Annotated in this window: 22 protein-coding genes; 4 read left to right on the top strand and 18 right to left on the bottom strand. The window is 42.0% G+C overall.

The features are described 5' to 3' along the window. Positions 1-40: 40 nt before the first annotated feature. The 10 genes from rplI to ppsA form a co-directional block, all read right to left on the bottom strand. Positions 41-487, bottom strand: a complete 447-nt coding sequence (gene rplI, locus ACS72_RS03810; protein ID WP_004815692.1) for a 50S ribosomal protein L9 — start codon at positions 485-487, stop codon at positions 41-43. 9 nt (positions 488-496) lie between these two features. Beyond that, a complete protein-coding gene (rpsR, locus tag ACS72_RS03805) occupies positions 497-724 on the bottom strand; it encodes a 30S ribosomal protein S18 (RefSeq protein ID WP_004278792.1) in 228 nt (75 codons plus the stop codon). A 12-nt stretch (positions 725-736) separates the two neighbouring features. Beyond that, positions 737-1,123 carry a 30S ribosomal protein S6 gene (gene rpsF / locus ACS72_RS03800; protein ID WP_004278789.1) on the bottom strand — a complete coding sequence of 129 codons (387 nt, stop codon included), beginning with the start codon at positions 1,121-1,123 and terminating at the stop codon, positions 737-739. Between the two features lie 458 nt (positions 1,124-1,581). Next, complete coding sequence (gene cyoE / locus ACS72_RS03795) at positions 1,582-2,460, bottom strand: heme o synthase (protein ID WP_005222432.1); 879 nt, start codon at positions 2,458-2,460, stop codon at positions 1,582-1,584. 10 nt (positions 2,461-2,470) lie between these two features. Further along, on the bottom strand, positions 2,471-2,797 hold the full coding sequence (locus ACS72_RS03790) for a cytochrome o ubiquinol oxidase subunit IV (protein WP_048881268.1): 327 nt from the start codon (positions 2,795-2,797) through the stop codon (positions 2,471-2,473). Then, entirely contained in the window at positions 2,797-3,417 is a 621-nt protein-coding gene (gene cyoC / locus ACS72_RS03785; RefSeq protein ID WP_004815698.1) for a cytochrome o ubiquinol oxidase subunit III, read from the bottom strand. Before cyoC ends, ACS72_RS03790 begins: the two co-directional genes overlap by 1 nt. Before the next feature lie 4 nt (positions 3,418-3,421). After that, positions 3,422-5,410, bottom strand: coding sequence for a cytochrome o ubiquinol oxidase subunit I (gene cyoB, locus ACS72_RS03780; RefSeq protein WP_004815701.1), 1,989 nt, complete (start codon positions 5,408-5,410; stop codon positions 3,422-3,424). A 3-nt stretch (positions 5,411-5,413) separates the two neighbouring features. Next, positions 5,414-6,502 (bottom strand): ubiquinol oxidase subunit II, encoded by a 1,089-nt coding sequence (gene cyoA / locus ACS72_RS03775; RefSeq protein ID WP_048881267.1) that lies wholly within the window; start codon positions 6,500-6,502, stop codon positions 5,414-5,416. Between the two features lie 302 nt (positions 6,503-6,804). Continuing rightward, the gene (locus ACS72_RS03770; RefSeq protein ID WP_048881266.1) at positions 6,805-7,599 is read right to left on the bottom strand and encodes an RDD family protein; all 795 of its coding nucleotides are present in this window, start codon (positions 7,597-7,599) and stop codon (positions 6,805-6,807) included. A 381-nt stretch (positions 7,600-7,980) separates the two neighbouring features. After that, a complete protein-coding gene (gene ppsA / locus ACS72_RS03765) occupies positions 7,981-10,353 on the bottom strand; it encodes a phosphoenolpyruvate synthase (protein ID WP_004892929.1) in 2,373 nt (790 codons plus the stop codon). Positions 10,354-10,507: 154 nt separating this feature from the next. Between ppsA and ACS72_RS03760 the strand changes: the two genes are divergently transcribed. After that, entirely contained in the window at positions 10,508-11,344 is an 837-nt protein-coding gene (locus ACS72_RS03760) for a pyruvate, water dikinase regulatory protein (protein WP_004815709.1), read from the top strand. 261 nt (positions 11,345-11,605) lie between these two features. On the opposite strand, the gene ACS72_RS03755 is transcribed toward ACS72_RS03760, so the two are convergent. The 4 genes from ACS72_RS03755 to ACS72_RS03740 form a co-directional block, all read right to left on the bottom strand. Next, positions 11,606-12,160 carry a hypothetical protein gene (locus tag ACS72_RS03755; RefSeq protein WP_048881265.1) on the bottom strand — a complete coding sequence of 185 codons (555 nt, stop codon included), beginning with the start codon at positions 12,158-12,160 and terminating at the stop codon, positions 11,606-11,608. A 419-nt stretch (positions 12,161-12,579) separates the two neighbouring features. Continuing rightward, positions 12,580-13,584 carry an LLM class flavin-dependent oxidoreductase gene (locus ACS72_RS03750; RefSeq protein ID WP_005222423.1) on the bottom strand — a complete coding sequence of 335 codons (1,005 nt, stop codon included), beginning with the start codon at positions 13,582-13,584 and terminating at the stop codon, positions 12,580-12,582. Between the two features lie 169 nt (positions 13,585-13,753). Next, on the bottom strand, positions 13,754-14,218 hold the full coding sequence (locus ACS72_RS03745; RefSeq protein WP_005222421.1) for a hypothetical protein: 465 nt from the start codon (positions 14,216-14,218) through the stop codon (positions 13,754-13,756). A 245-nt stretch (positions 14,219-14,463) separates the two neighbouring features. Further along, complete coding sequence (locus tag ACS72_RS03740) at positions 14,464-14,892, bottom strand: glycine zipper domain-containing protein (protein ID WP_004815717.1); 429 nt, start codon at positions 14,890-14,892, stop codon at positions 14,464-14,466. Positions 14,893-15,234: 342 nt separating this feature from the next. Here ACS72_RS03740 and prfA point away from each other — a divergent pair, with 342 nt between their 5' ends. Then, complete coding sequence (gene prfA / locus ACS72_RS03735) at positions 15,235-16,323, top strand: peptide chain release factor 1 (protein WP_008304123.1); 1,089 nt, start codon at positions 15,235-15,237, stop codon at positions 16,321-16,323. After that, the gene (gene prmC, locus ACS72_RS03730) at positions 16,323-17,141 is read left to right on the top strand and encodes a peptide chain release factor N(5)-glutamine methyltransferase (RefSeq protein ID WP_048881264.1); all 819 of its coding nucleotides are present in this window, start codon (positions 16,323-16,325) and stop codon (positions 17,139-17,141) included. Before prfA ends, prmC begins: the two co-directional genes overlap by 1 nt. A gap of 56 nt (positions 17,142-17,197) precedes the next feature. Here prmC and ACS72_RS03725 read toward each other — a convergent pair whose 3' ends face one another. The 3 genes from ACS72_RS03725 to ACS72_RS03715 form a co-directional block, all read right to left on the bottom strand. After that, a complete protein-coding gene (locus ACS72_RS03725; RefSeq protein ID WP_048881263.1) occupies positions 17,198-18,025 on the bottom strand; it encodes an ABC transporter permease in 828 nt (275 codons plus the stop codon). Beyond that, a complete protein-coding gene (locus ACS72_RS03720; protein ID WP_048881262.1) occupies positions 18,025-18,996 on the bottom strand; it encodes an aliphatic sulfonate ABC transporter substrate-binding protein in 972 nt (323 codons plus the stop codon). Before ACS72_RS03720 ends, ACS72_RS03725 begins: the two co-directional genes overlap by 1 nt. A 301-nt stretch (positions 18,997-19,297) precedes the next feature. Beyond that, the gene (locus ACS72_RS03715) at positions 19,298-19,651 is read right to left on the bottom strand and encodes a hypothetical protein (RefSeq protein WP_004815725.1); all 354 of its coding nucleotides are present in this window, start codon (positions 19,649-19,651) and stop codon (positions 19,298-19,300) included. Positions 19,652-19,963: 312 nt separating this feature from the next. Here ACS72_RS03715 and ACS72_RS03710 point away from each other — a divergent pair, with 312 nt between their 5' ends. Further along, positions 19,964-20,734: a 3-hydroxyacyl-CoA dehydrogenase gene (locus ACS72_RS03710; RefSeq protein WP_048881261.1), complete on the top strand. Its 771-nt coding sequence runs from the start codon at positions 19,964-19,966 to the stop codon at positions 20,732-20,734. 182 nt (positions 20,735-20,916) lie between these two features. Here ACS72_RS03710 and ACS72_RS03705 read toward each other — a convergent pair whose 3' ends face one another. Next, entirely contained in the window at positions 20,917-21,429 is a 513-nt protein-coding gene (locus ACS72_RS03705) for a pyridoxamine 5'-phosphate oxidase family protein (protein WP_004815728.1), read from the bottom strand. Between the last annotated feature and the right edge of the window lie 537 nt (positions 21,430-21,966).

Below are 21,966 nucleotides of genomic sequence, written 5' to 3'. Positions count from 1 at the left end.
AAAGAGCATGCCAAAGCATGCTCTTTTTCTTGGTGAGAAATTACTCAGCTACGATAGTAACTAGAACTTCTGCAACAACATCATGGTGCAATTGGATTGCGATGTTGAATTCACCAGTGTTACGAAGTGCGCCATTTGGAAGACGTACTTCTGCACGGTCAACTGTAAGACCAGCATTTGTCAACGCGTCAGCGATGTCACGAGTACCGATAGAACCGAACAGTTTACCTTCATCACCAGCTTTCGCAGTGATTACGATATTTACTTCGTTCAATTGGTCAGCACGTGCTTGAGCAGCAGCTAAAATATCAGCTTCAGCTTTCTCAAGTTCAGCACGACGAGCTTCAAAAGCCGCAGTGTTTGACTCAGTAGCAGCAACTGCCATACCTTGTGGGATCAAGAAGTTACGGCCGTAACCAGCTTTAACTGAAACTTTATCACCAAGTTTACCAAGGTTTTTAATGCGTTGTAATAAGATAATATCCACAGCTCAACCTCACTTATGATTGTCAGTGTAAGGGATCAAAGACAAGTAGCGAGCTTGTTTGATAGCAAGCGCTAATTGACGTTGGTAACGAGCTTTAGTACCTGTAATACGGCTAGGAACAATCTTGCCGTTTTCAGTGATGTACTGTTTTAAAGTGTCGATATCTTTGTAGTCGATGTACGTAACGTTCTCAGCTGTAAAGCGGCAGAACTTGCGACGACGGTAAAAACGTGCCATGTTAGGTTCTCCTTATGCTTCAGCAGAGTCTTGAGCGTGTTGTGCTTCTTCACGTTGAGCTTTACGCGCACGTTTTTCTTCAGCACTCTTAGCCAATAGTGACTCTTCAGTGATAGCGTTTTCACGACGGATGATAAGGCTACGAATGATTGCGTCGTTATAACGGAATAATTCTTCAAGCTCATCAAGAGTAGTTTGACCACACTCAACATTCATAAGAATGTAGTGAGCTTTGTGGATCTTGTTGATTGGGTAAGCCAATTGACGACGGCCCCAGTCTTCAAGACGGTGGATTTGACCTTCAGCTTCTTTGATGTGAGTTAGGTAACGTTCTACCATACCCACAACTTGATCGCTTTGGTCTGGATGTACCAATAGTACGATTTCGTAGTGACGCATTGTCAGCTCCTTACGGTTTAAACAGCCCCAATTTTTAAGTCAATTGAAGCAAGGAGTCACAACCAAGGTTGTGTCGCAATATTTGCGAAGCGTGAAGTTTAGTGGGTTTTGGGGAAAAATACAACCAGATTGGCAAGAATTGCATAATTAAACAGCGGTTTTATACGGGCTAGAATGAGTAGCACAGAAAAGAGAAGGAAAAGTTGACTGAGATTAATTAATTGGTGATTTAATGATGGTTGGTAATGAGATAATTCTAATCTCGCCATAATGAGTATCTTTTTATTCAAGTAGAATTCTTATTTTATGCGTTAAATGCACTTTAGAAAGATTGAAGTGTATTTTTGCAGTTGGTTTCAGAAAGACAGGGTTTATAAAGATAAGAGTAGAAGTATTTAAAAGAGAGTCGGGGAAATAACAGGCTCAAATAAAAAAAGATAGAGTAAAACTCTATCTTTTTAAAAAATGATGTATGGCATTTGAGGGGCAGTCGATGTAAAGCAGAACAGAATACTGATCACAGTAATCAGCTTCACAGAATACATAAAATACTGCTTGGCCCACGCCTCATCATCTTTAGCCTTAAAGCCCTGAATACTTAAATAAATCCAGTACAGGGTTAAGATGTTCAACACCGCCATATAGAGCCAGTTGGCATAGCCAAAGAAAAACAGGCCATTCATGACAACACCGAACAGAATCACATAAATCAGCGATTCGACCTTGGTGCGGTGAATTGAACGTGCCACAGGTAGAATAGGAATACCTGCATTTTTGTAATCTTGAAAACGGTAAACTGCAATTCCCCACGAGTGAGGCATTTGCCAGAAGGCATACCCAACGAAGATCAGCAGGGCACCTAAGTCAAACTGATTTGCAACTGCGGTATAACCAATCACAGGCGGTGCTGCGCCAGAAATACTGCCTACCAGTGTCTGGTGAATAGTTGTTCGTTTTGTCCATAAGCTGTAAAAACCAACGTATACGACAAAACCAATAACTGCGAATAAGAAAGCGTATGCATTTACCCAAAACCAGAGAACACTAAAACCGACCAGGCCTAATACAAAAGCAAAGGCAAGTGCGACAGGTTCAGAAATGGTTTTTTTAACAAGAGCACGATTTTGTGTGCGCTGCATTTTCTGGTCGATGTCCTGGTCAATTACATTATTGACCACACATCCTGATGCTACAACAAATGTAGTACCAAAAAGAGTAAGGAGCAGGAGAAGGAAATCTACAGAACCTTGAGCGGCTACAAAGTAGCCGCCCAAAGTGGTAACAAAGTTACCAAAGAGAATTCCTGGCTTAGTCAGGAATAAATACTTTTTCAGCATGACAACCAGTTTAGATCATCATGTTGTAGTGAAGGTAGTTCATGATCCATACAGAACCTACTAAAAGAATAGCAATGGTTAAGATGGTATACACAAATGCAATTACGTTCCAGCGTTGCTCTGAAGAAGAGTTCATGTGCAGGAAGTAAATCAGCTGTACAAGAATCTGAGCAACCGCAGTGATCGCGATGACAGTAATCAAGATACCACGGCCAAAACCGCCCGCCATAACCATACCGAATGGAACTACAGTAAGGATAACAGACAGGATGAAGCCGATAGTGTATTGCTTCACGTTACCGTGTGATTCGCCAGCAGCGTTATGATCATGACTCATTACAGAACTCCCATCAAGTAAACTACGCTGAATACACAGATCCATACGATGTCAAGGAAGTGCCAGAACAAGCTTAGGCAAGCTAGACGACGCGTGTTTGCAAGAGTCAAACCATATTTCTTGATTTGAATCATAAGCACGATCATCCAGACCAGACCAGAAGTTACGTGAATACCGTGCGTACCTACCAAAGTAAAGAACGCAGATAAGAACGCACTTGTGCTTGGACCGTGACCCGCATGAACTAAGTGATTGAACTCATATAGTTCCATGCCGATGAAGATAGCACCGAATACCCAAGTAATCGCTAACCAAGTCAGTACTTTTGCAACGTCTTTTTTGTATGCAGCAAGAACTGCAAAACCAAAGGTTACAGAAGAGATCAGAAGGGCGAAGGTTTCAGTAAGAACGAAACCTAAAGAATCGCCAAACAGATCTTTCGCACTTGGAGTGCCCACAGGAATGTGGCTACTCAAAACAGCGAATGCAATGAAGAGTGTACCGAAAAGGACAAGGTCACTCATCAAGTAAGTCCAGAAACCAAAGACAGTGATGTCAGTATCATCGTGATGATGATGCTCATCGTGTCCGTGGTTATCGTGATGAAGTACTTCAGCCATGGTCTTAGTCCTTCTTCAAGTGTTTTTCAAGGATCGCATAGCGTTCACTTTCGATACGCTCAACTTCAGCAGCTGGAACATAGTAATCCACTTTCTTGGTGAAAGAAGAAACGATGAAGCTGATGATAGATGCAACGAAAGTAACAACTACTAACCACCAGATGTGCCAGATTAACGCGAAGCCCATAACAGTGATGAACATGGCGATAACGAAACCAGCAGCACGGTTAGTCGGCATATGGATGTCTTCGTACTTGGTTGGTTTTGCGTATGCAACGCCATTCTCTTTGTCAGTCCAGAAAGTATCAATACCATTGATCTTTGGAAGATAAGCAAAGTTATAGAATGGAGATGGAGACGAAGTAGCCCACTCAAGTGTACGACCATCCCAGATATCGCCTGTATAGTCCATATTTTGTTCGCGTTGCAAGAAACCAACAACGATCTGCATAATGAAGCAGGCAATACCTAGTGCAATAAGAATCGCACCGAACATCGCGATATTTACATATGGGTCCCATTCTGGGTTGTCAAATGTATTCAGACGACGAGTCATACCCATGAAACCAAGGATATAAAGTGGCATGAATGCAAAGTAGAAACCGAAGAACCAGAACCAGAATGCTGCTTTACCCCAAGTTTCATTTAGCTTCCAACCAAACATTTTTGGCCAGTAGTAAATGATACCTGCGAACATTGCGAATACTACACCGCCAATAATTACGTTATGGAAGTGAGCGATCAGGAATAAAGAGTTATGTACCAGGAAGTCCGCTGGTGGAACTGCCATCAATACACCTGTTAAACCACCGATACCGAAAGTCACAAGGAAGCCAAGTGTCCATAGCATTGGAGTGGTGTAAGTGATGCGGCCCTTGTACATGGTGAACAACCAAGAGAAGATTTTTACACCAGTCGGGATCGCAATAATCATGGTCATGATACCGAAGAACGCGTTAACGTTGGCACCAGCACCCATTGTAAAGAAGTGGTGAACCCAAACAACCAGTGAAAGAACACCAATTGCTACAGTTGCGTACACCATAGATTTGTAGCCGAACAATGCTTTGCGTGAGAACACTGAAGTCACTTCTGAGTAAATACCAAAAGCTGGTAATACCAAGATATAAACTTCTGGGTGACCCCAAGTCCAAATCAAGTTCACGTACAACATTGGGCTACCACCCATGTCATTTGTGAAGAAGTGGAAGCCGAAGTAACGGTCAAGAGACAGCATTGCAAGTGTTGCAGTTAACACTGGGAAGGTTGCAACGATTAATACAACTGTTACAAGCGAAGTCCAAGTGAAAATCGGCATATCCATCATCTTCATGCCAGGCGCACGCATTTTGATGATGGTAACAAAGAAGTTAACACCAGTAAGAAGCGTACCTAGACCTGAAACCTGAAGTGCCCAGATATAGTAGTCAACACCAACACCTGGAGAATATTCAATGCCTGATAGTGGAGGGTATGCCATCCAACCAGTTGCAGCGAACTCACCAAGAGCCAGAGACACCATCATCAGACCCGCAGCACCAGCAAAAAGCCAGAAGCTCAGAGAGTTTAATAATGGGAAGGCAACGTCACGCGCACCGATTTGAAGCGGTACAGCTACGTTCATTAAGCCAACTACAAGACCCATTGCTACGAAGAAGATCATGATCACGCCGTGCGCGGTAAAGATCTGGTCATAGTGTTCTGGGTGCAAGTAACCTTCACCACCACCTTTTGCAAGGAACTGCTGAAGACGCATCATGATCGCATCGGCGAAACCACGCACAAGCATGATAATCGACACGAAGATATACATGATACCGATTTTTTTATGGTCTACAGATGTGAACCATTCGTTCCACAGGTAGCCCCATTTTTTGAAGTAGGTGATACCAGCAACAACTGCGATACCGCCTAAGATCATCATTGCAACAGTAACCAATACGATTGGATCGTAAGGAATTGCATCTGGACCTAACTTACCTAATAAGTTCATGTCTTATTCCCCTTGAGAAGCAGTCGCATGTGCATCAGCTACATGTGCTTCAGAAGCAGCAGCTTCTTCGTGCGCAACACCGTGCTCTGCAGCAGAAGCTGAGTGGTCAGCACCATGGTAGTTGCTCATGTAGTGATTAATCACAGATTCAAACAAACCTTGCTCTACAGAAGAGTAATAAGTCACTGGATGTGGCTTAGTTGGGTAAGGCTTCATAGCTTCAGCAGCAGCCTTCTCTTCAGGAGTATTTGCTTTTGCGATCAGCGCTTCAATCTGGTGTTTACCACGGTTGCCGTCACGCAGAGATGCGAATTCAGCCTGGTCTAGAACAGTTTTTTGAACTGCTTCTGGATTTACTGAAGTACCATTACCTGCTTGAACAGCAGAAACCCATTCAGCAAACTGAGCATCAGTCACAGAGTGAGCGCGAAAGCGCATTTGTGAGAAGCCATAACCAGAATAGTTAGAAGAGAAACCGCGGTAGCCTTCAGCTGGGCTAGTTTCATCTGCCAACAGGTTCAGGTGAGTTTGCATACCCGCCATTGCATAGATCTGACCACCTAACGCAGGGATGAAGAATGAGTTCATCGTGAAGTTAGAAGTGATACGAAGGCTAACCGGAGTTTTCTCAGGGAAGCGGATTTCGTTAACAGTCGCAATGCCTTGCTCTGGGTAGATGAAGACCCATTTGAACTGTTCAGCAATAACTTGAACGGTCAATGGTGCCTTGTCAGCCTCAAGCGGACGGTACGGGTCGTACTTGTGGGAACCCCACCAAGTTAACCAGGCAAGAATAGCAATAATAATAACTGGGATACCCCAAACTACAATTTCAATTGCAGTAGAGTGTGCCCAAGTAGGTTTATAGTCTGCGTCTTTATTCGATGCGCGATATTTCCAACCGAACCATAATGCCATGATTGCTGATGGAATAACCACCAGAAGCATTAAGTAAATCGCAGTCATCATCAGGCTACTTTGGCCTGCTGCAACTGGACCTTTAGAGTTCAGAAGTACTAAATCACCACCACACCCTGTTAAAAGTGCGGACATCGCAGATAAAGACAATACAGCTAAAATCGTTTGTCTCATTTTACAACCTCGGTGAAGAGTCCCATTCCCTAAATTAATATGGGATAGCGATTAAAGTGTCGCATGATTAAAAAGATTCATTTGTTAACAAAAAATCTTCCTAATCATGAGACACCGCTACGTTGTAGGGCATTATGCCTGATTACAACAAACTAAGCTATATATAAAGAGGCTTTAAATGACTGTAATAAAAACCGATTTTACTGCTCGGGATTGTCGAATATTTATAGTAATTTTATTTTAATTTCAAAGTTATGAGCGAAAAAAGGGATGCAGAGCATCCCTTTAAAGAGAACTTAATTTTATTGCTTGATCACCTTGGTTTTCGCCAGTTTATCGTGCAAAGTCTGACGGTTTTTGCCCAAACCGAAAATCCAGTCCACAAGCGAAAACAATGGAATAAAATAAATTGTAGGCAAAATGAACACGATACTGCGCAAAGTAAAGGCACGCATGAGTGAGGTTTGAGTACCAGTTTCAGCATCTACAATCTTAATTTTAGTCAGTTTTTTACCAATGCTTTGACCAGATTTTGCAATCAGGTAACCTTGGATAACCAGCATGATCAGCAGATATAAACCTGCTGCTGTCCAAGCCTGAGTAGAGAACATATCCAGCATTTGAGACTGCAATTCCAGCACGCGGTTCTGATCTGCACTGCCACCCATAGCCTGCGTCATGATCTGCTCATTTAGCTGGGTAAAACGCAGTTTTTCTTCAGCTGTGAAGAAGGCAGTCAAAATGAAAGTTGCTGGAATCCAGAGCAGCAGGTCGACGAACTTGGCAAAAATACGTGCAGGAATACTCGCCAGTTCAGATGTATTCGCTTTTGGTGCAGGACGTGCATAAGTATTGGTTTGTGCTGCAGGCTGCTCAAATGGTGCTGCTGGCTCGGCAACTGGTGCAGGTGGAATATAACCTTCAGGTTCATAAACGAATTTACCCTGCGTGAGCTCACCCAAAGCTTTCCATTCGGTCATGCCTTGGTGCCAGGCCAAATCAGTCAATAATACTTGCTGGCTTGCAAGCATCTGATTTAGCTGTTCAAGCGTATATGGTCCAGCTTGTTGATTATTTCGTGCCAGGTAAATCTGCATAAAGACTGAATCTCAAAATGTACGTTGAAAAGGTTTAGCTTCGATTTTATTGAATTATAGCCATAACACAAACAAAATCTTAAGCTAAACATGCGCATATGTCGGACATTTTTAGGTGAAGTACAACCAAAACAACACAAAAGAAAACGAATTTGATTTAGGAAACTAAAAAAATCCAAATTTTTAGCCATCTACAAAAAATAAAGTATCCAAAATTGATGGTTTAAAAACTGTAATTTTAATGTAATGACGAAAAATTTTCTGCTGATAAATATCAAAGGGATGATTAGTTAAATCTAATATCTTAAATTCATGTAAAATTTATTACTGAAATAAAAAAGACCCTCATTTGAGGGTCTTTTTTATTTACTGAATTTCAGCTTATTTAGCTTCTTGATCAGCAAGGAAGAACCAGGTATCCAATACTGAGTCCGGGTTTAGAGATACAGATTCAATACCTTGTTCCATTAACCATTTTGCAAGATCTGGGTGATCTGAAGGACCTTGACCACAGATACCTACATATTTACCTGCTTTACGGCAAGCCTGGATCGCCATAGAAAGAAGGACTTTCACAGCGGCATCACGTTCGTCGAACAGGTGAGATACGATACCAGAGTCACGATCTAGACCTAGTGTTAACTGAGTCAAGTCGTTAGAACCGATAGAGAAGCCATCGAAGTGTTCAAGGAACTGATCAGCTAACAGCGCGTTAGTTGGCAATTCACACATCATGATAACTTTTAGACCATTTTCACCACGTTTTAGGCCATTTAATGCCAGTAGCTCAATGACACGTTTCGCTTCGTTTACAGTACGTACGAAAGGAATCATAATTTGTACGTTGGTCAAACCCATTTCGTCACGAACTTTTTTCAGTGCACGGCATTCAAGTTCGAAGCAGTCACGGAAGTTGTCAGAAACGTAGCGGCTTGCACCACGGAAGCCCAGCATCGGGTTTTCTTCTTCTGGTTCATACAACTTGCCACCAATCAGGTTCGCATATTCGTTTGACTTGAAGTCAGACATACGTACGATCACTGGCTTGTCAGCGAATGCAGCAGCAAGGGTAGAAATACCTTCAACCAGTTTTTCCACATAGAATTCGATTGGAGATGCATAACCCGCAGTACGCGCCATCACAGCAGCACGCGTTTCACGAGGCAGACTGTCAATGTTCAGCAATGCTTTAGGATGTACACCGATCATGCGGTTAATGATGAACTCAAGACGAGCAAGACCAATACCTTCGTTCGGAATTTGTGCGAAGTCAAATGCACGATCCGGGTTACCTACGTTCATCATGACTTTGAATGGAAGTTCAGGCATAGATTCGATCGAGTTCGTTTGAACTTCAAAATCAAGCGCGCCTTCGTAGATAAAACCAGTATCACCTTCAGCACAAGATACAGTCACTTCCTGACCGTCTACCAGTACTTCAGTTGCATTACCACAACCAACGATTGCTGGAACACCCAGTTCACGTGCAATGATTGCAGCGTGACAAGTACGACCACCACGATTGGTCACAATTGCAGCAGCACGTTTCATCACCGGTTCCCAGTCCGGGTCAGTCATATCAGATACAAGTACGTCACCGTCTTGTACTTTATCCATTTCTTTGATCGACGTTACGATGCGGACTTTACCAGAACCGATACGTTGACCGATTGAACGGCCTTCACATACTACCGTACCTTTCTGTTTCAACAGGTAACGTTCCATCGTACCAACGTTTTCACGGCTTTTTACAGTTTCAGGGCGCGCCTGAACGATGTACAGTTTGCCGTCATCACCGTCTTTTGCCCACTCGATGTCCATTGGCGCACCGTAGTGTTTTTCAATGATCAGTGCTTGTTTAGCTAGTTCTTGAAGTTCCTGGTCATTTAAAGCGAACTGTTGACGTTCAGCTTTTTCAACATCTACCACAACTACTGATTTACCAGCAGCGCCTTCTTCACCATAAATCATTTTCTGGTGTTTAGAACCAAGATTGCGACGCAGGATCGCGTGCTTACCAGCATTTAGAAGTGGTTTAGAGATATAGAATTCGTCTGGGTTAACTGCGCCCTGTACAACCATTTCACCCAGACCGTAAGAAGCGGTGATGAATACTGCATCACGGAAGCCTGATTCAGTATCCAGTGTGAACATTACACCAGCTGCGCCAGTTTCAGAGCGAACCATACGTTGTACGCCAGCAGAAAGGGCAACCACGTCATGGGCAAAGTTTTGGTGTACACGGTAAGAGATTGCGCGGTCATTGTATAAAGATGCGAAAACTTCTTTGATCGCGATCAATACATTGTCGATGCCACGGATGTTCAAGAAAGTTTCTTGCTGACCAGCAAAAGACGCGTCTGGTAAATCTTCTGCAGTTGCAGATGAACGAACGGCAACCGCGATGTCAGGGTTGCCGTTAGAAAGTGCGTCAAATGCTGCACGAACTTCTTGTTCTAATGCTGCAGTAAGCGGAGTCTCTACAATCCATTGGCGAATTTTAGCGCCAGTTTCAGCAAGAGCGTTTACATCATCAACGTTTAGGCTAGCAAGCTCTGCATTGATTTTAGCGTTTAGGCCGCTTTGCTCGAGAAATTCACGATATGCACCAGCAGTTGTTGCAAAACCGCCTGGTACAGATACGCCAGCGTTTGCTAGGTGGCTGATCATTTCGCCCAAAGATGAGTTTTTCCCACCAACAAGCTCAACATCGTGTTTCCCTAATTTTTCCAGACCAATTACGCGCGCTTCCAAAGTTGTTACTCCACTTTTGCAGTATTAATCATTATCTTGGCATGAGAGTATAGCAAATCACCTAGGTGGATGATTTTACTAAGCGACAGTCATGTAAGATCGGTTTACTATAAAGATTATATAGTACGAAGACAAATGTTTGAGGAGAATTTTAATGTCGGAAGGTAAACAGATAAAGCGTAGTGTTTTCTTCATTTCTGATGGTACTGCGATCACCGCAGAGACGCTGGGACACTCACTTTTGGCACAGTTCCCTCATGTCGATTTTGATATACATATCATTCCCTATATAAGCTCCGAAGAAGCTGCGACCAATGTCGTTGCCGAGATCAATGCACGTGCCCACGAGGAAGGACAGAAACCACTGGTTTTTGATACTTTGGTGGACCCATATGTGCGTGATATTATTAATACGGCTAATGCAGTAAATCTTGATGTATTTGAAGGGCTTATTAGTAAACTATCCGAAGAGCTAGGTACAGATCCAACGACGCTGGTAGGACAAACTCATGCGGTAACCGACTCTGCTTCCTATAAAGCGCGTATTGATGCTGTACATTTTGCTCTGGATAATGATGATGGCGCGCGTACTCGTCATTATGACAAGGCCGATCTGATCCTGATTGGGGTATCACGTTCTGGTAAAACACCGACTTCGATTTATCTTTCTCTACAGTTTGGAATTCGTGTTGCAAACTACCCACTGACTGAAGAAGATCTGGATGATAACCGTCTGCCAGCCGTGCTGCGCCCGCATAAAAACAAGCTTTTCGGCCTTATGATTGATGCTGATCGCCTTGTGGCAATCCGTACTGAACGTAAGGCAAATAGCCGTTATGCCAGCTTTAGTCAGTGCCAGATGGAACTGCGTGCGATTGAAGGAATTTACATTTCAGAGGGTATTAAATATCTGAATGTTTCCGAGATGTCGATTGAAGAAATCTCGACGCGTGTACTGCAAATGACCGGTTTAAAACGTCGTATTGGATAAAGTCCTAGTTCATGGAGTCAAAGCTGGTTTTTGACTCCATTGGTTATCAAAATTTATATATTAAAATAATTAATGATAGGAATTAACGATGATAAGATAGTTGATATCAATCGGTACTATTTCGCTACGAAATACCTCATAGAAAAAATATAGACGTATTTTGATGCTAAAATTGTATAAAAATCGATCAATAAAATTTAGGGCTTTATTCTTTTTTAGTATTTTTTATGGAATATATATCAGAAAAAAATAAATAGATTTTTATTTAAAGGTTTGAATAATGACCTCAACCGGATAATTTTCACCATGTATGCAATGAATTGCATGATCAGAAATTTTCAAAATTGGCCAAGTAATAAGCTGGCAGTTTTCACGTTGCAGGGCGATATAGAAGCTATCTGACTTAAAGTAATGACGATTAGAGGCTGCCAGATTAGGCATGAGCTGGCGTCTTAACCAGGGATTTTTGACCTGCTGTTCTAAAAAGCGTAAAGACAATAACCCTTTAATCCGGTTACTAATGAGATTTTTATTTTTGCTGATTAGCGGATGATTCAATACGCGTTGAAGCGTGCGGCTGGTACTCGGCATCACAAATTGCGGTTCAATCTGAAAGACTTTAACAGATGCCGCTTGCTGGCAAATGCGGTCAAGATGACTCACACTAAACTGGTCAAGCCCAATTACTGCCACATTTAAATCCTGAAAATCCATATCTTTAAGGGCGGCAGAATCGACTTTAGTCCCATTAAAGCTTTTAAAGTGCTCAGGGTTGTTTTGAAAAATACCGGCACCTGTATCCTGCTTAACGCCCATATTGATATCCTGTAATTATTTAATTTTTATTCTGTTGTGATAGATATAGACAATATCGGCAGGGGCGTAAAGTCACTTTCATGGAATCTCGAGTCATCAATAATTCGACATTTTAACATCCACTTCAGTTATGGATTTTCGGAATTATATTGATGTAATTTTTCTTGAGCTTTTTAAAGGTTGTGTTCATACAGTTTAATATCGTAAGTAATAGCGCCAATAATTAAAGTGTCCAACCTGCTGCAACAAAGGTTGCAGTCGGTTTGTTAATATAATGATTGATGTTTTTATCCTGAACGTATAATTGTTAGTTTTTTTATTTGAATGCAGATTGCATTTAATAAAGCAATGGATTACCTCCTAAAAAGAAACCGCTGACTGGCAGCGGTTTATTGAAAGATATTTATAAAAGGGAAATTTTATAAGCCCTGCTTAGCCTGCATTAACAAATCGAAGTTATATAGACGTTTTTCAGTGTCATAGATATCACAAGTAAAAATAAATTCATCTACATCATATTTGGCTAAAAGTGCTTCCAGTCCTGCCTTGACTGTTTCCTTGGAACCGACCTGTGCCATGGCAAAGAAATTATCAACGGACATTTTTTCAGGTGGTGACCAGAGTCCTTCCATTGAATCAATAGGTGCTTTCAGTTTCAGGCTTTGACCACGAATCAGGGAAAGTACACGCTGGTAGGCGCTGGTTGCCAGATATTGAGCTTCTTCATCCGTATCTGCGACACAGGTCGGTACGCCCATAGAAACATAAGGACGATCCAGGTATTCAGACGGTTCAAAGTTTTCACGATATAACTGAATAGCCTGGCCCAGCATACGTGGGGCAAAATGCGAAGCAAAGGAATACGGCAGGCCAAGTTTCGCTGCCAACTGAGCACTAAACAGGCTAGAACCAAGCAGCCAAACCGGAACATGAGTACTTTGACCCGGAGTAGCTACAATGCGTTGGCCCGGAATCGGATCTTTAAAGTACTGCAAAATTTCTAGTACATCTTGAGGGAACTGATCTTCAGTTTCCTGACGACCGCGACGCAAAGCACGCATGGTCATCTGATCGGTGCCGGGTGCACGTCCCAGACCAAGTTCAACACGCTCAGGATATAAAGTCGCTAAAGTACCAAACTGCTCAGCTACGACTAAAGGTGCATGATTCGGCAACATAATGCCACCTGAGCCTAAAGTTAAGGTTTTAGTATTTGCCAGTAAATAGCCAAGCAGGACAGCGGTTGCTGAACTGGCAATACCATCCATATTATGATGCTCAGCTAACCACATGCGGCGGTAACCCAGCTTTTCTGCGGTTTGTGCCAGTTCCAGAGCATGTTGCAGGGAGAATTGAATGGTTTTATCGTCACGAACAGGAACCAGTTCAAGAATGGAGAACTGAGTATCGTTAAGCGTACGCATAATATTACTCTTTATTTGACATGACTAAGAGCATACGATGTTCAACCGGATTTGTATATCGAAAAAAAACGATATAAGTGTAAACGAAATGTATAGGCAAAAAAATAAGCATCCGAAGATGCTCAAAAGAGGGAAGGTTGTAAAAGAGATTAAGCTTTGTATTGAACGCTTAACGACGGCCACGGTTGTTATAGCGATAGTCGTTATAACGGTAATTACGTGAGGAATTATAACGGCGGTCATAACGGTCATCATAACGACGGTCTTCACTTACTTTCTTGCCAAGTGCAGAACCACCCGCAGAACCCAATGCTGCACCAATCAGGCCACCATTGTTACCACCCATATTTTTACCTACGGCATAACCTGCACCGCCACCCAGTGCGCCACCAATAATGGCACCGTTACGGTCACGTTTATTCGCTGAAATGGCTGCACCTGCACCACCACCGATTGCAGAACCGATTGTTGCGCCAGTTGTACCACCAACTCTATTACCTACTGCAGCACCAACTACGCCACCAAGTGCAGAAGCAAGAGCAGTATTCGTTGTATTACCCGCATTCGCTGTTGTCATACCCATGCCCATAGCTGAGGTAGCAACAACCGCGATCATTAGAGATTTGTAGTTCATGAGTACACCTTTTATATATATGGCTGTATTTGTCTATGAGTTAAATTTAATCTAGCAAGAGCGAAACAGCATGGAGAGTCTGTAGATGAAATGTGTTTTTTATCTCCTTAATTTATTCATAATTAATAAACAATATTTTTCACGTATTACAAGCAGTTAGATTCATTTATGAGCAATTAAAAAAGCACCCGAAGGTGCTTTTTATATCAAATGTAAGATGCAATTGAGAGCCTATAAAGGCTGAATTAACGGTAGCGCTTTTTCCAGTGTTTCGCACGTTTTTCAGCTCGACGGTCTGCTGTTTTGTCTTTGGCAATTTTATTGCCTAAAGCTGCACCACCTGCTGCCCCTAACGCAGAACCGATGTAACCACCGTTAGAGCCACCCATGCTTTTACCTACGCTATAACCTGCACCGCCACCTAAAGCGCCACCAATGGCAGACTCAGTACGGTTCTTCTTGTTACTTGCTACAGCTGCACCACCAGCACCGCCAAGTGCTGCACCAATTGTTGCACCTGTGTTGCCCCCCATGTTTTTACCCAAAGCTGTACCAGCCACACTACCTAATGCACTTGCAGCAGCAACACGAGCAGTGCTGTCGGCATGAGCATTAACGGTCATCATTGACCCTGCGGCTAAAGCGGTACTTAATAAAACTGCGCTCAGTTTCATGCTGGAACTCCATATCCGTGATCGGATTATATTGTGTTTCGATGGCAGAAAATGTAACAAAAAATCGTCATTACATTGTGAAGAAAGATCTCCATATTTAGATGCTTTATTTGCGAGTTTGTAAAATAAGTAAAGAATGCGGATTAAATTGATTAAAAAAGAGGCATTAGCCTTAATTTGGATCTTAAGAGAGATGCTTATCTGGATGCTTTAGCCGCAGAAAGCTTGTACTGAATAAAGATGTTCTTTATGCCTGAGAATCGTTAAACTAGGCGCAATTTTTGATTTCGCTGTGCTAAGACCTTTATTTAGCTATAGCCTTTGTTTGAGATACTTTAAAAAATGAAAGAATCGTTACGTTTACGATTAGACCAGCTCTCCGACCGTCACGAAGAACTCACTGCCTTATTGGCAGATGCGGAAGTCATTTCAGATAATAAACGCTTTCGCCAGCTTTCCCGCGAGCACAATGATCTGACCGAAATTACTGAAGTATGGACCAAGTATAAACAGGCTGAAGAAGATATTGAGACTGCTCAAGCCATGCTGAGCGATCCTGACTTTAAAGAAATGGCACAGGAAGAAATTAAAGAGAATAAAGCTTTAATTGAATCGCTTGAAGCTGACCTGAACATCCTGATGATTCCAAAAGATCCGAATGATGCCAACTCTGCTTATTTGGAAATCCGTGCCGGAACCGGTGGTGATGAAGCTGCGATCTTCTCGGGTGATTTGTTCCGTATGTATAGCAAATATGCGGAATCTCAAGGCTGGCGTATCGAAATTCTGTCTGAAAATGAAGGTGAACACGGCGGTTATAAAGAAGTGATCTGCCTGGTCAATGGTGAAGGCGTCTATGGTCGCCTGAAATTTGAAAGTGGTGCACACCGTGTACAACGTGTGCCTGCAACAGAATCGCAAGGTCGTGTACATACCTCAGCATGTACTGTGGCAATTCTTCCAGAAGTGGATGTAGATACATCAGTCGACATTAACCCGGCTGATCTGCGTATTGATACTTACCGTGCATCAGGTGCCGGTGGTCAGCACATTAACAAAACTGACTCTGCGGTGCGTATTACGCACATTCCAACCGGTACTGTGGTGGAATGTCAGGATGAACGTTCACAGCATAAAAACAAAGCCAAAGCGATGGCTTTATTGGTTTCACGTCTGGAAAATGCCAAACGTGCCGCAGCAGATGCAGCGACTTCTGAAATGCGCCGTGACCTGGTCGGTTCGGGTGACCGTTCAGAACGTATCCGGACTTATAACTATCCACAAGGCCGTATGACCGATCACCGTATTAACCTGACTTTATATAAGCTGGATGCTGTAATGGAAGGTGATTTGACTGAATTATTAGATAGTCTGCATCGTGAATATCAAGCCGATCAGTTGGCCATGCTTGCACAGCAGAATGGTGGCTAATGAACATTCAAGAAGCATTGGCTTTACGTGGTGAACCTGAAAGTTATGAACGTCAGGAAAATGCCTGGCTGTTGGAACACATTACCAAGATTGATTCTTTTGATCTGGTGATGAAAAAGGATCAGGAACTGACGCCTGAACAGGAACAGGCTTATGTTGATGGCCTGGCGAGGATTGCTGCGGGTGAGCCATTGGCTTATGTGACTGGTTCACAACCGTTCTGGACACTGGATCTGAAAGTCACCAAAGACACATTGGTGCCACGTCCCGATACAGAAGTATTGGTTGAAACTGTACTTAAGCTGGACTTGCCTGAAGATGCCCGTGTGGTAGATCTGGGGACAGGTACTGGTGCGATTGCCTTATCCTTGGCTTCGGAACGTCCAGCATGGTCAGTTACTGCAACTGATATTTATGAACCGACTCTAGAGGTGGCCAAGTTCAATGCTGAACAGCATGACTTGTTGCGGGTACAGTTCGTATTGGGTTCATGGTTCAAACCATTGGGGCGTCAGTTCTTTGATGTGATTGTTTCCAATCCACCGTATATTGATGCAGCCGATGAGCATATGCATGATCTGGTGACTGAGCCAGAACGTGCTTTAGTAGCAGACAATAAAGGTTTGGCTGATTTAGAACAGATCATCGCTCAAGGTAAAAAACATCTGACCGTAAATGGCTGGGTTGTGCTTGAGCACGGCTATGATCAGGGGGATGCGGTTCGTCATCTGTTTACTCAAGCTGGTTATAAACAGGTCCGTACAGTGAAAGATTATGGCGGTAATGACCGAGTGACCTTGGCTCAGTGGCCACATTGATTTTCCAAATTTTGTTTTTAATAAAAAAAGCGACCTTCAAGGTCGCTTTTTTAGTTTCAGGATTTTTTGATGACATCGCGCCAGCGCAGCAGACGATGTTCAAATAACTTCATAATACTGTCAGTAATCTTACCCAACACTGCCAGTAGAATAATGGCAATAATTACAATATCCGGTCGAGAGGTCTCCCGGCCATCACTGAGTAAATAGCCAATCCCTTGAGTCGCTGCAATCAGTTCTGCTGCAATCATAAGCATCCAGGACAAGCTTAAGCTGTTTCTTAAACCTGTGAGAATTCCCGGTGATGCCGCAGGTAACACAATCTGATGAATCTGTTGCCAATATTTCAGCCGGTAGACTCTGGCCACTTCAATCAGCTTGCGATCCACGCCCTGAATTGCAGCAACGGTATTGGTATAAGTAGGGAAGAAGGCACCAATTGCAATCAAGGTAATCTTGGAACCTTCATCAATGCCTAACCATAGTAACAAAAGTGGAATCCAGGCCAAACTCGGAATAGATTTGATTGCAGAAAATGTTGGTTCCAGGAAGTCTTCGGCATGACGATTTAACCCGACTAAGATCGCAAAAACTAAGCCCAAGCCACTACCAATACCAAAGCCTAAAAAGACACGCCAGCTACTTGCCCAGAGATGCTGCCATAGATCACCTTCAGCCAGTTCGGTCAGAGACTGCCATAAACTGCTGGGTGCAGGCAGTAAATAAGGCTCAATTACACCATTGCGAACTATAATTTCACATGACAAGATCAGGATCACCGGAATGGTGATCCCTTTCAACAGACGAATACCACGGGGAAGGGCAACAGATTTAGGTTGATCTTCCTTCACAAGTTGTTCGGAGATAGTGTTTGGTGCAGACATTACTTCTTAACAACCTTTTGCGCATATTTGCTATCAAAGAGTTGAGTTACGACCTGATTGACATTGGTGCCTTTACGTACCAAATCTTCTTCAGTCAGAATAGAACCTGCTTTTTGTAATGCAGCAATATGTTTTGCTGTTGGAATGTTTTGATCCAGATTAGTACGGCTTAGCTGTAATTTCGCCACTTCAATTGGCAGTTTGGCTTCACGAGCTAACAGTTCAGCCAGCTTATCCGGATTGGCTTTGGCCCATTTACGCGCCTGTTCATAGACTTTAATGACTGCATCAACGGCTTCAGGACTTTGCTTGGCGAAGTTTTCTTTAATACTGAGTACACTATATGAGTTAAAGCCGACATTGCGATACAGCAATTTCGCACCCGACTGCACCTGCGCAGAAGCCATCAACGGATCAAGACCCGCCCAAGCATCAACCTGTTTACGCTCTAAAGCTATTTTTCCATCTGGGTGTTGCAGGTGTACCAGCTCAACATCACGTTTACCCAAGCCGACGGTATCTAAAGCCTGTAGCGTAAACAGAAATGGATCGGTGCCTTTGGTGGCAGCAATTTTCTTGCCTTTTAAATCCTTGAGAGATTTGATATTGGAATCTTTGTTAACGACCAACGCAGTCCATTCAGGCTGGCTTTGAACATAAACCGTTTTGATTGGGCTACCATTGGCACGGCTAAGTACTGCCGCCAAACCTGCGGTTGAAGCAAAATCTGTACTACCACTGTTTAGATATTCAAGCGAGCGATTACTGCCTTGGCTAAATACCCATTTAATTTTGGTTTTAGGCAGTGCTTTTTCCAGTAGTTTTTGCTCCTTAACCACCAAGCTGGTAGGTGCATAATAAGCGTAATCCAGTTTTAATTCGCTTGGAATTGCTGCTGCTGTCAACCCGCTCACTAGAGAGATAGAAATAGTAATTAAGCCTAATTTTGTTGTTGCTAAAGTTTTTTTCATGAGGAGCTCAAATTTATTTAGGAAATTTTCGACATAAATAGCGGTAAATGAATAAACAGACAAAAAAGAAAAACAGATAATCAAATCAACAAATAAAATATAAAGGTGTAAATTTTAATAAGTTATTGTTTATAATTAATCTAATTGTAATGAAGGTGATTTTTTTAGACTTAGCTGAAATTTCTACAAGATTATGGCTGGATTTGATAAGCAAATATCTTTAAATCTCATTGCATTGATTCTGTAGAGGATAAACCTCTATAAAAAAGCGACCCTCAAGGTCGCTTTTTTATTTATATTTTTACATTGGATAATCTTGTAGACAGTCAGAAACTTCAACCTGATCCAGTGTATTGGTTTCCATTGCCAGACATAGGGTTACCACTTTTAATGTATCTGCAATGAACTGTTCATCTTTCAATGCAATCCCTTGCTTCAGGCTTTCAATACGTTCAGCAGAGATTTCAAGTGCCGCCGCCGCGTCAAGAACATCGATACGATTGAGGAAAGTCACCACTGCATCTTTCAAAGCTGAATCAGATGCGTTCAAAATCCCTTGATTGAGCTGTTCAGAAAGAAGGTCCGCAGAATGAAATAAAGCATTAGAGAAGTTTTGAACCAGGTTTTGGCCAAGAACATCAGTCATGTTTAACATAAGAGTACCTTAAGTAGGGAGAGGAATGAGCAACTAAATAGATGCATCAAATTGTGTGAAAAATAATCTAAATTAACGATAAATACAAAGAAATTGGGATGACCGTAGAGTCTCATTTTATTTGGTGATAAAGCTTGAAAACCAGATGTTCTGTAAAATTAAAAACTTAAATATAAAAAGCTGATATTAATCGTTTTTAAGTCTAATAAAATATTTTTAATTGATAATTAAACTGCTGCGGTCATAGTTTGATTTGCTTCCTATTTGGGCAAAGATTAGTCTAAGAAAAATTCAAAATGACATGGATGAGCTATGGATATTCAAAATAAAGTCTTTGTAGTGACGGGTGGAGCTTCAGGACTCGGTGCCGAAACGTCACGCTATCTGGTTGAGCAGGGCGCTCAAGTCGTACTGGTCGATATGAATCTTGAACTTGGGCAGAGTCTTGCACAAGAACTTGGGGAACAGGTGCAATTCCAGCAATTAGATGTGACTGATGAAACAGCTGCCAGTGAATTTTTTAAGATATTAGAACAGACGCATGGGCAACTCAATGGATTGGTAAACTGTGCAGGTATTGCGCCGTCTGCTAAAGTACTTGGTCGTGATGGATTGCATGACTTGGCAATGTTCCAGCGTGTGCTGAATATCAATGTCACGGGCACATTTAATATGCTGCGCTATGCTGCTGAGCTAATTTCAAAATATGAATTAAAACAGGGCGAAGAGGAACGTGGTGTGATCATCAATACCGCCTCTGTAGCTGCATTCGATGGACAGATTGGACAGGCTGCTTATTCCGCATCTAAAGGGGCAGTAGTTGCCATGACTTTACCACTGGCACGTGAACTCGCTAAAAATGCGATTCGTGTCATGACGATTGCTCCGGGAATTATGGAAACACCGATGCTAAAAGGTTTGCCGCAGAATGTACAGGATTCTCTTGGGCAGATGGTGCCGTTTCCTCCACGTTTAGCTAAGCCATCTGAGTATGCAAAATTAGTTGGGCATATTCTTGAAAATACCTATCTGAATGGTGAAGTCATTCGTTTAGATGGAGCAATTAGGATGGCAGCAAAATAGCCTAAGCTATATTAATTCCTTAAGTTACCGGTTAATGCTGATCCTAAAATAAGTGTAATGGATTAAAAAGAATTCAACTTTTTTCGAAATGAGCTTCTACTAAACTAAAAATATACTTTCAACATGCAAAAATTTAGCCTCTTAGATAAGAGGCTAAATGATAAATAAATTCGCTTTAATTTTTATAATTGTACTTTTGCATGATCAGTATCTGGCTCTTCAGGCTTGCCAGTAATATTGCCTTTTAAGACTTTTAGTAGATGAGTAACTTTATTGTCCTTCACATTCCAGTACTCTGCGCTGACTGCTTTGGCAATAAGCACACGTACACTCGGATCATCCTTGCCTTCAAACCAGTTTTCTGCCCAAGGGTTCCATAATTCTTCAATCAGGATACGGTCGGTACTGATTTCGCCATGAGCACTGATAGAGACATAGATATCATCTGATGGTTTGGCAAAGGACAAACCAAGATGCTGACGACCTGCATTAATTGCTTGGACAATATCATTAGTGTCTTTCATGATGAAATACAGATTCTGACTTTCATGCATTTTTTCTGAATTAAGCATGGTCATTGGCTGGGAGTGAATTTCTTGAGTTTCAGCCTGATGGCTGATCATAGTGAAACGCACATCTTTAATGAGTTCCCATAATTTTTCACGGTCATTGTGTTCTGAATATTGTTCTGTCATATGCTGCTCCATATTCTTGTAAAAGGTTAAATTTGGATAACGTTAAGCAGCTTAATCATATTTATAGCAGGATGCTGTAACTCTCACTGAACTCGTACATTTACATACTTAAATTGAGAAGAGCACTACACGAATTACCATTAAACAGGTTTTAGTTACAGCACAGTAAAAATTATCCGATAAATTTTTTAGATAGAAGCTAATAGGAGATTCGGAGTAAGCAAAGCATAAAAATAATGATAAGTTCTGCAACATTATTGTAAGTTAAATTAATTAGTTAATTTTGAGATTTCATTGTAATTACAAATTGTAGACGTTTTTGAGTGTTTCAAAACAAATACCTGATTTTATATTTTTTAAAAAGAGACTTTTAGCCAGTTTAAGTACTTATTCTTTAAGAAAGCATCAACCGAATTTTTGAAGCAAATAAACAGAAAAGGAGATCCGGGTTAAGGATTCAGTCGACTTTATGGAAGATTTAATTTAAGAAAAACGTGATATCTTTCGGGTCAATATAGTGCAGGGATTTTTTGTTTT

The organism is Acinetobacter sp. VT 511, from assembly GCF_001077515.1.
Taxonomy (GTDB): Bacteria; Pseudomonadota; Gammaproteobacteria; order Pseudomonadales; family Moraxellaceae; genus Acinetobacter; species Acinetobacter schindleri.
The sequence above is the reverse complement of the archived record's forward strand: the minus strand, read 5'-3'. Positions and strand labels throughout refer to the sequence as shown.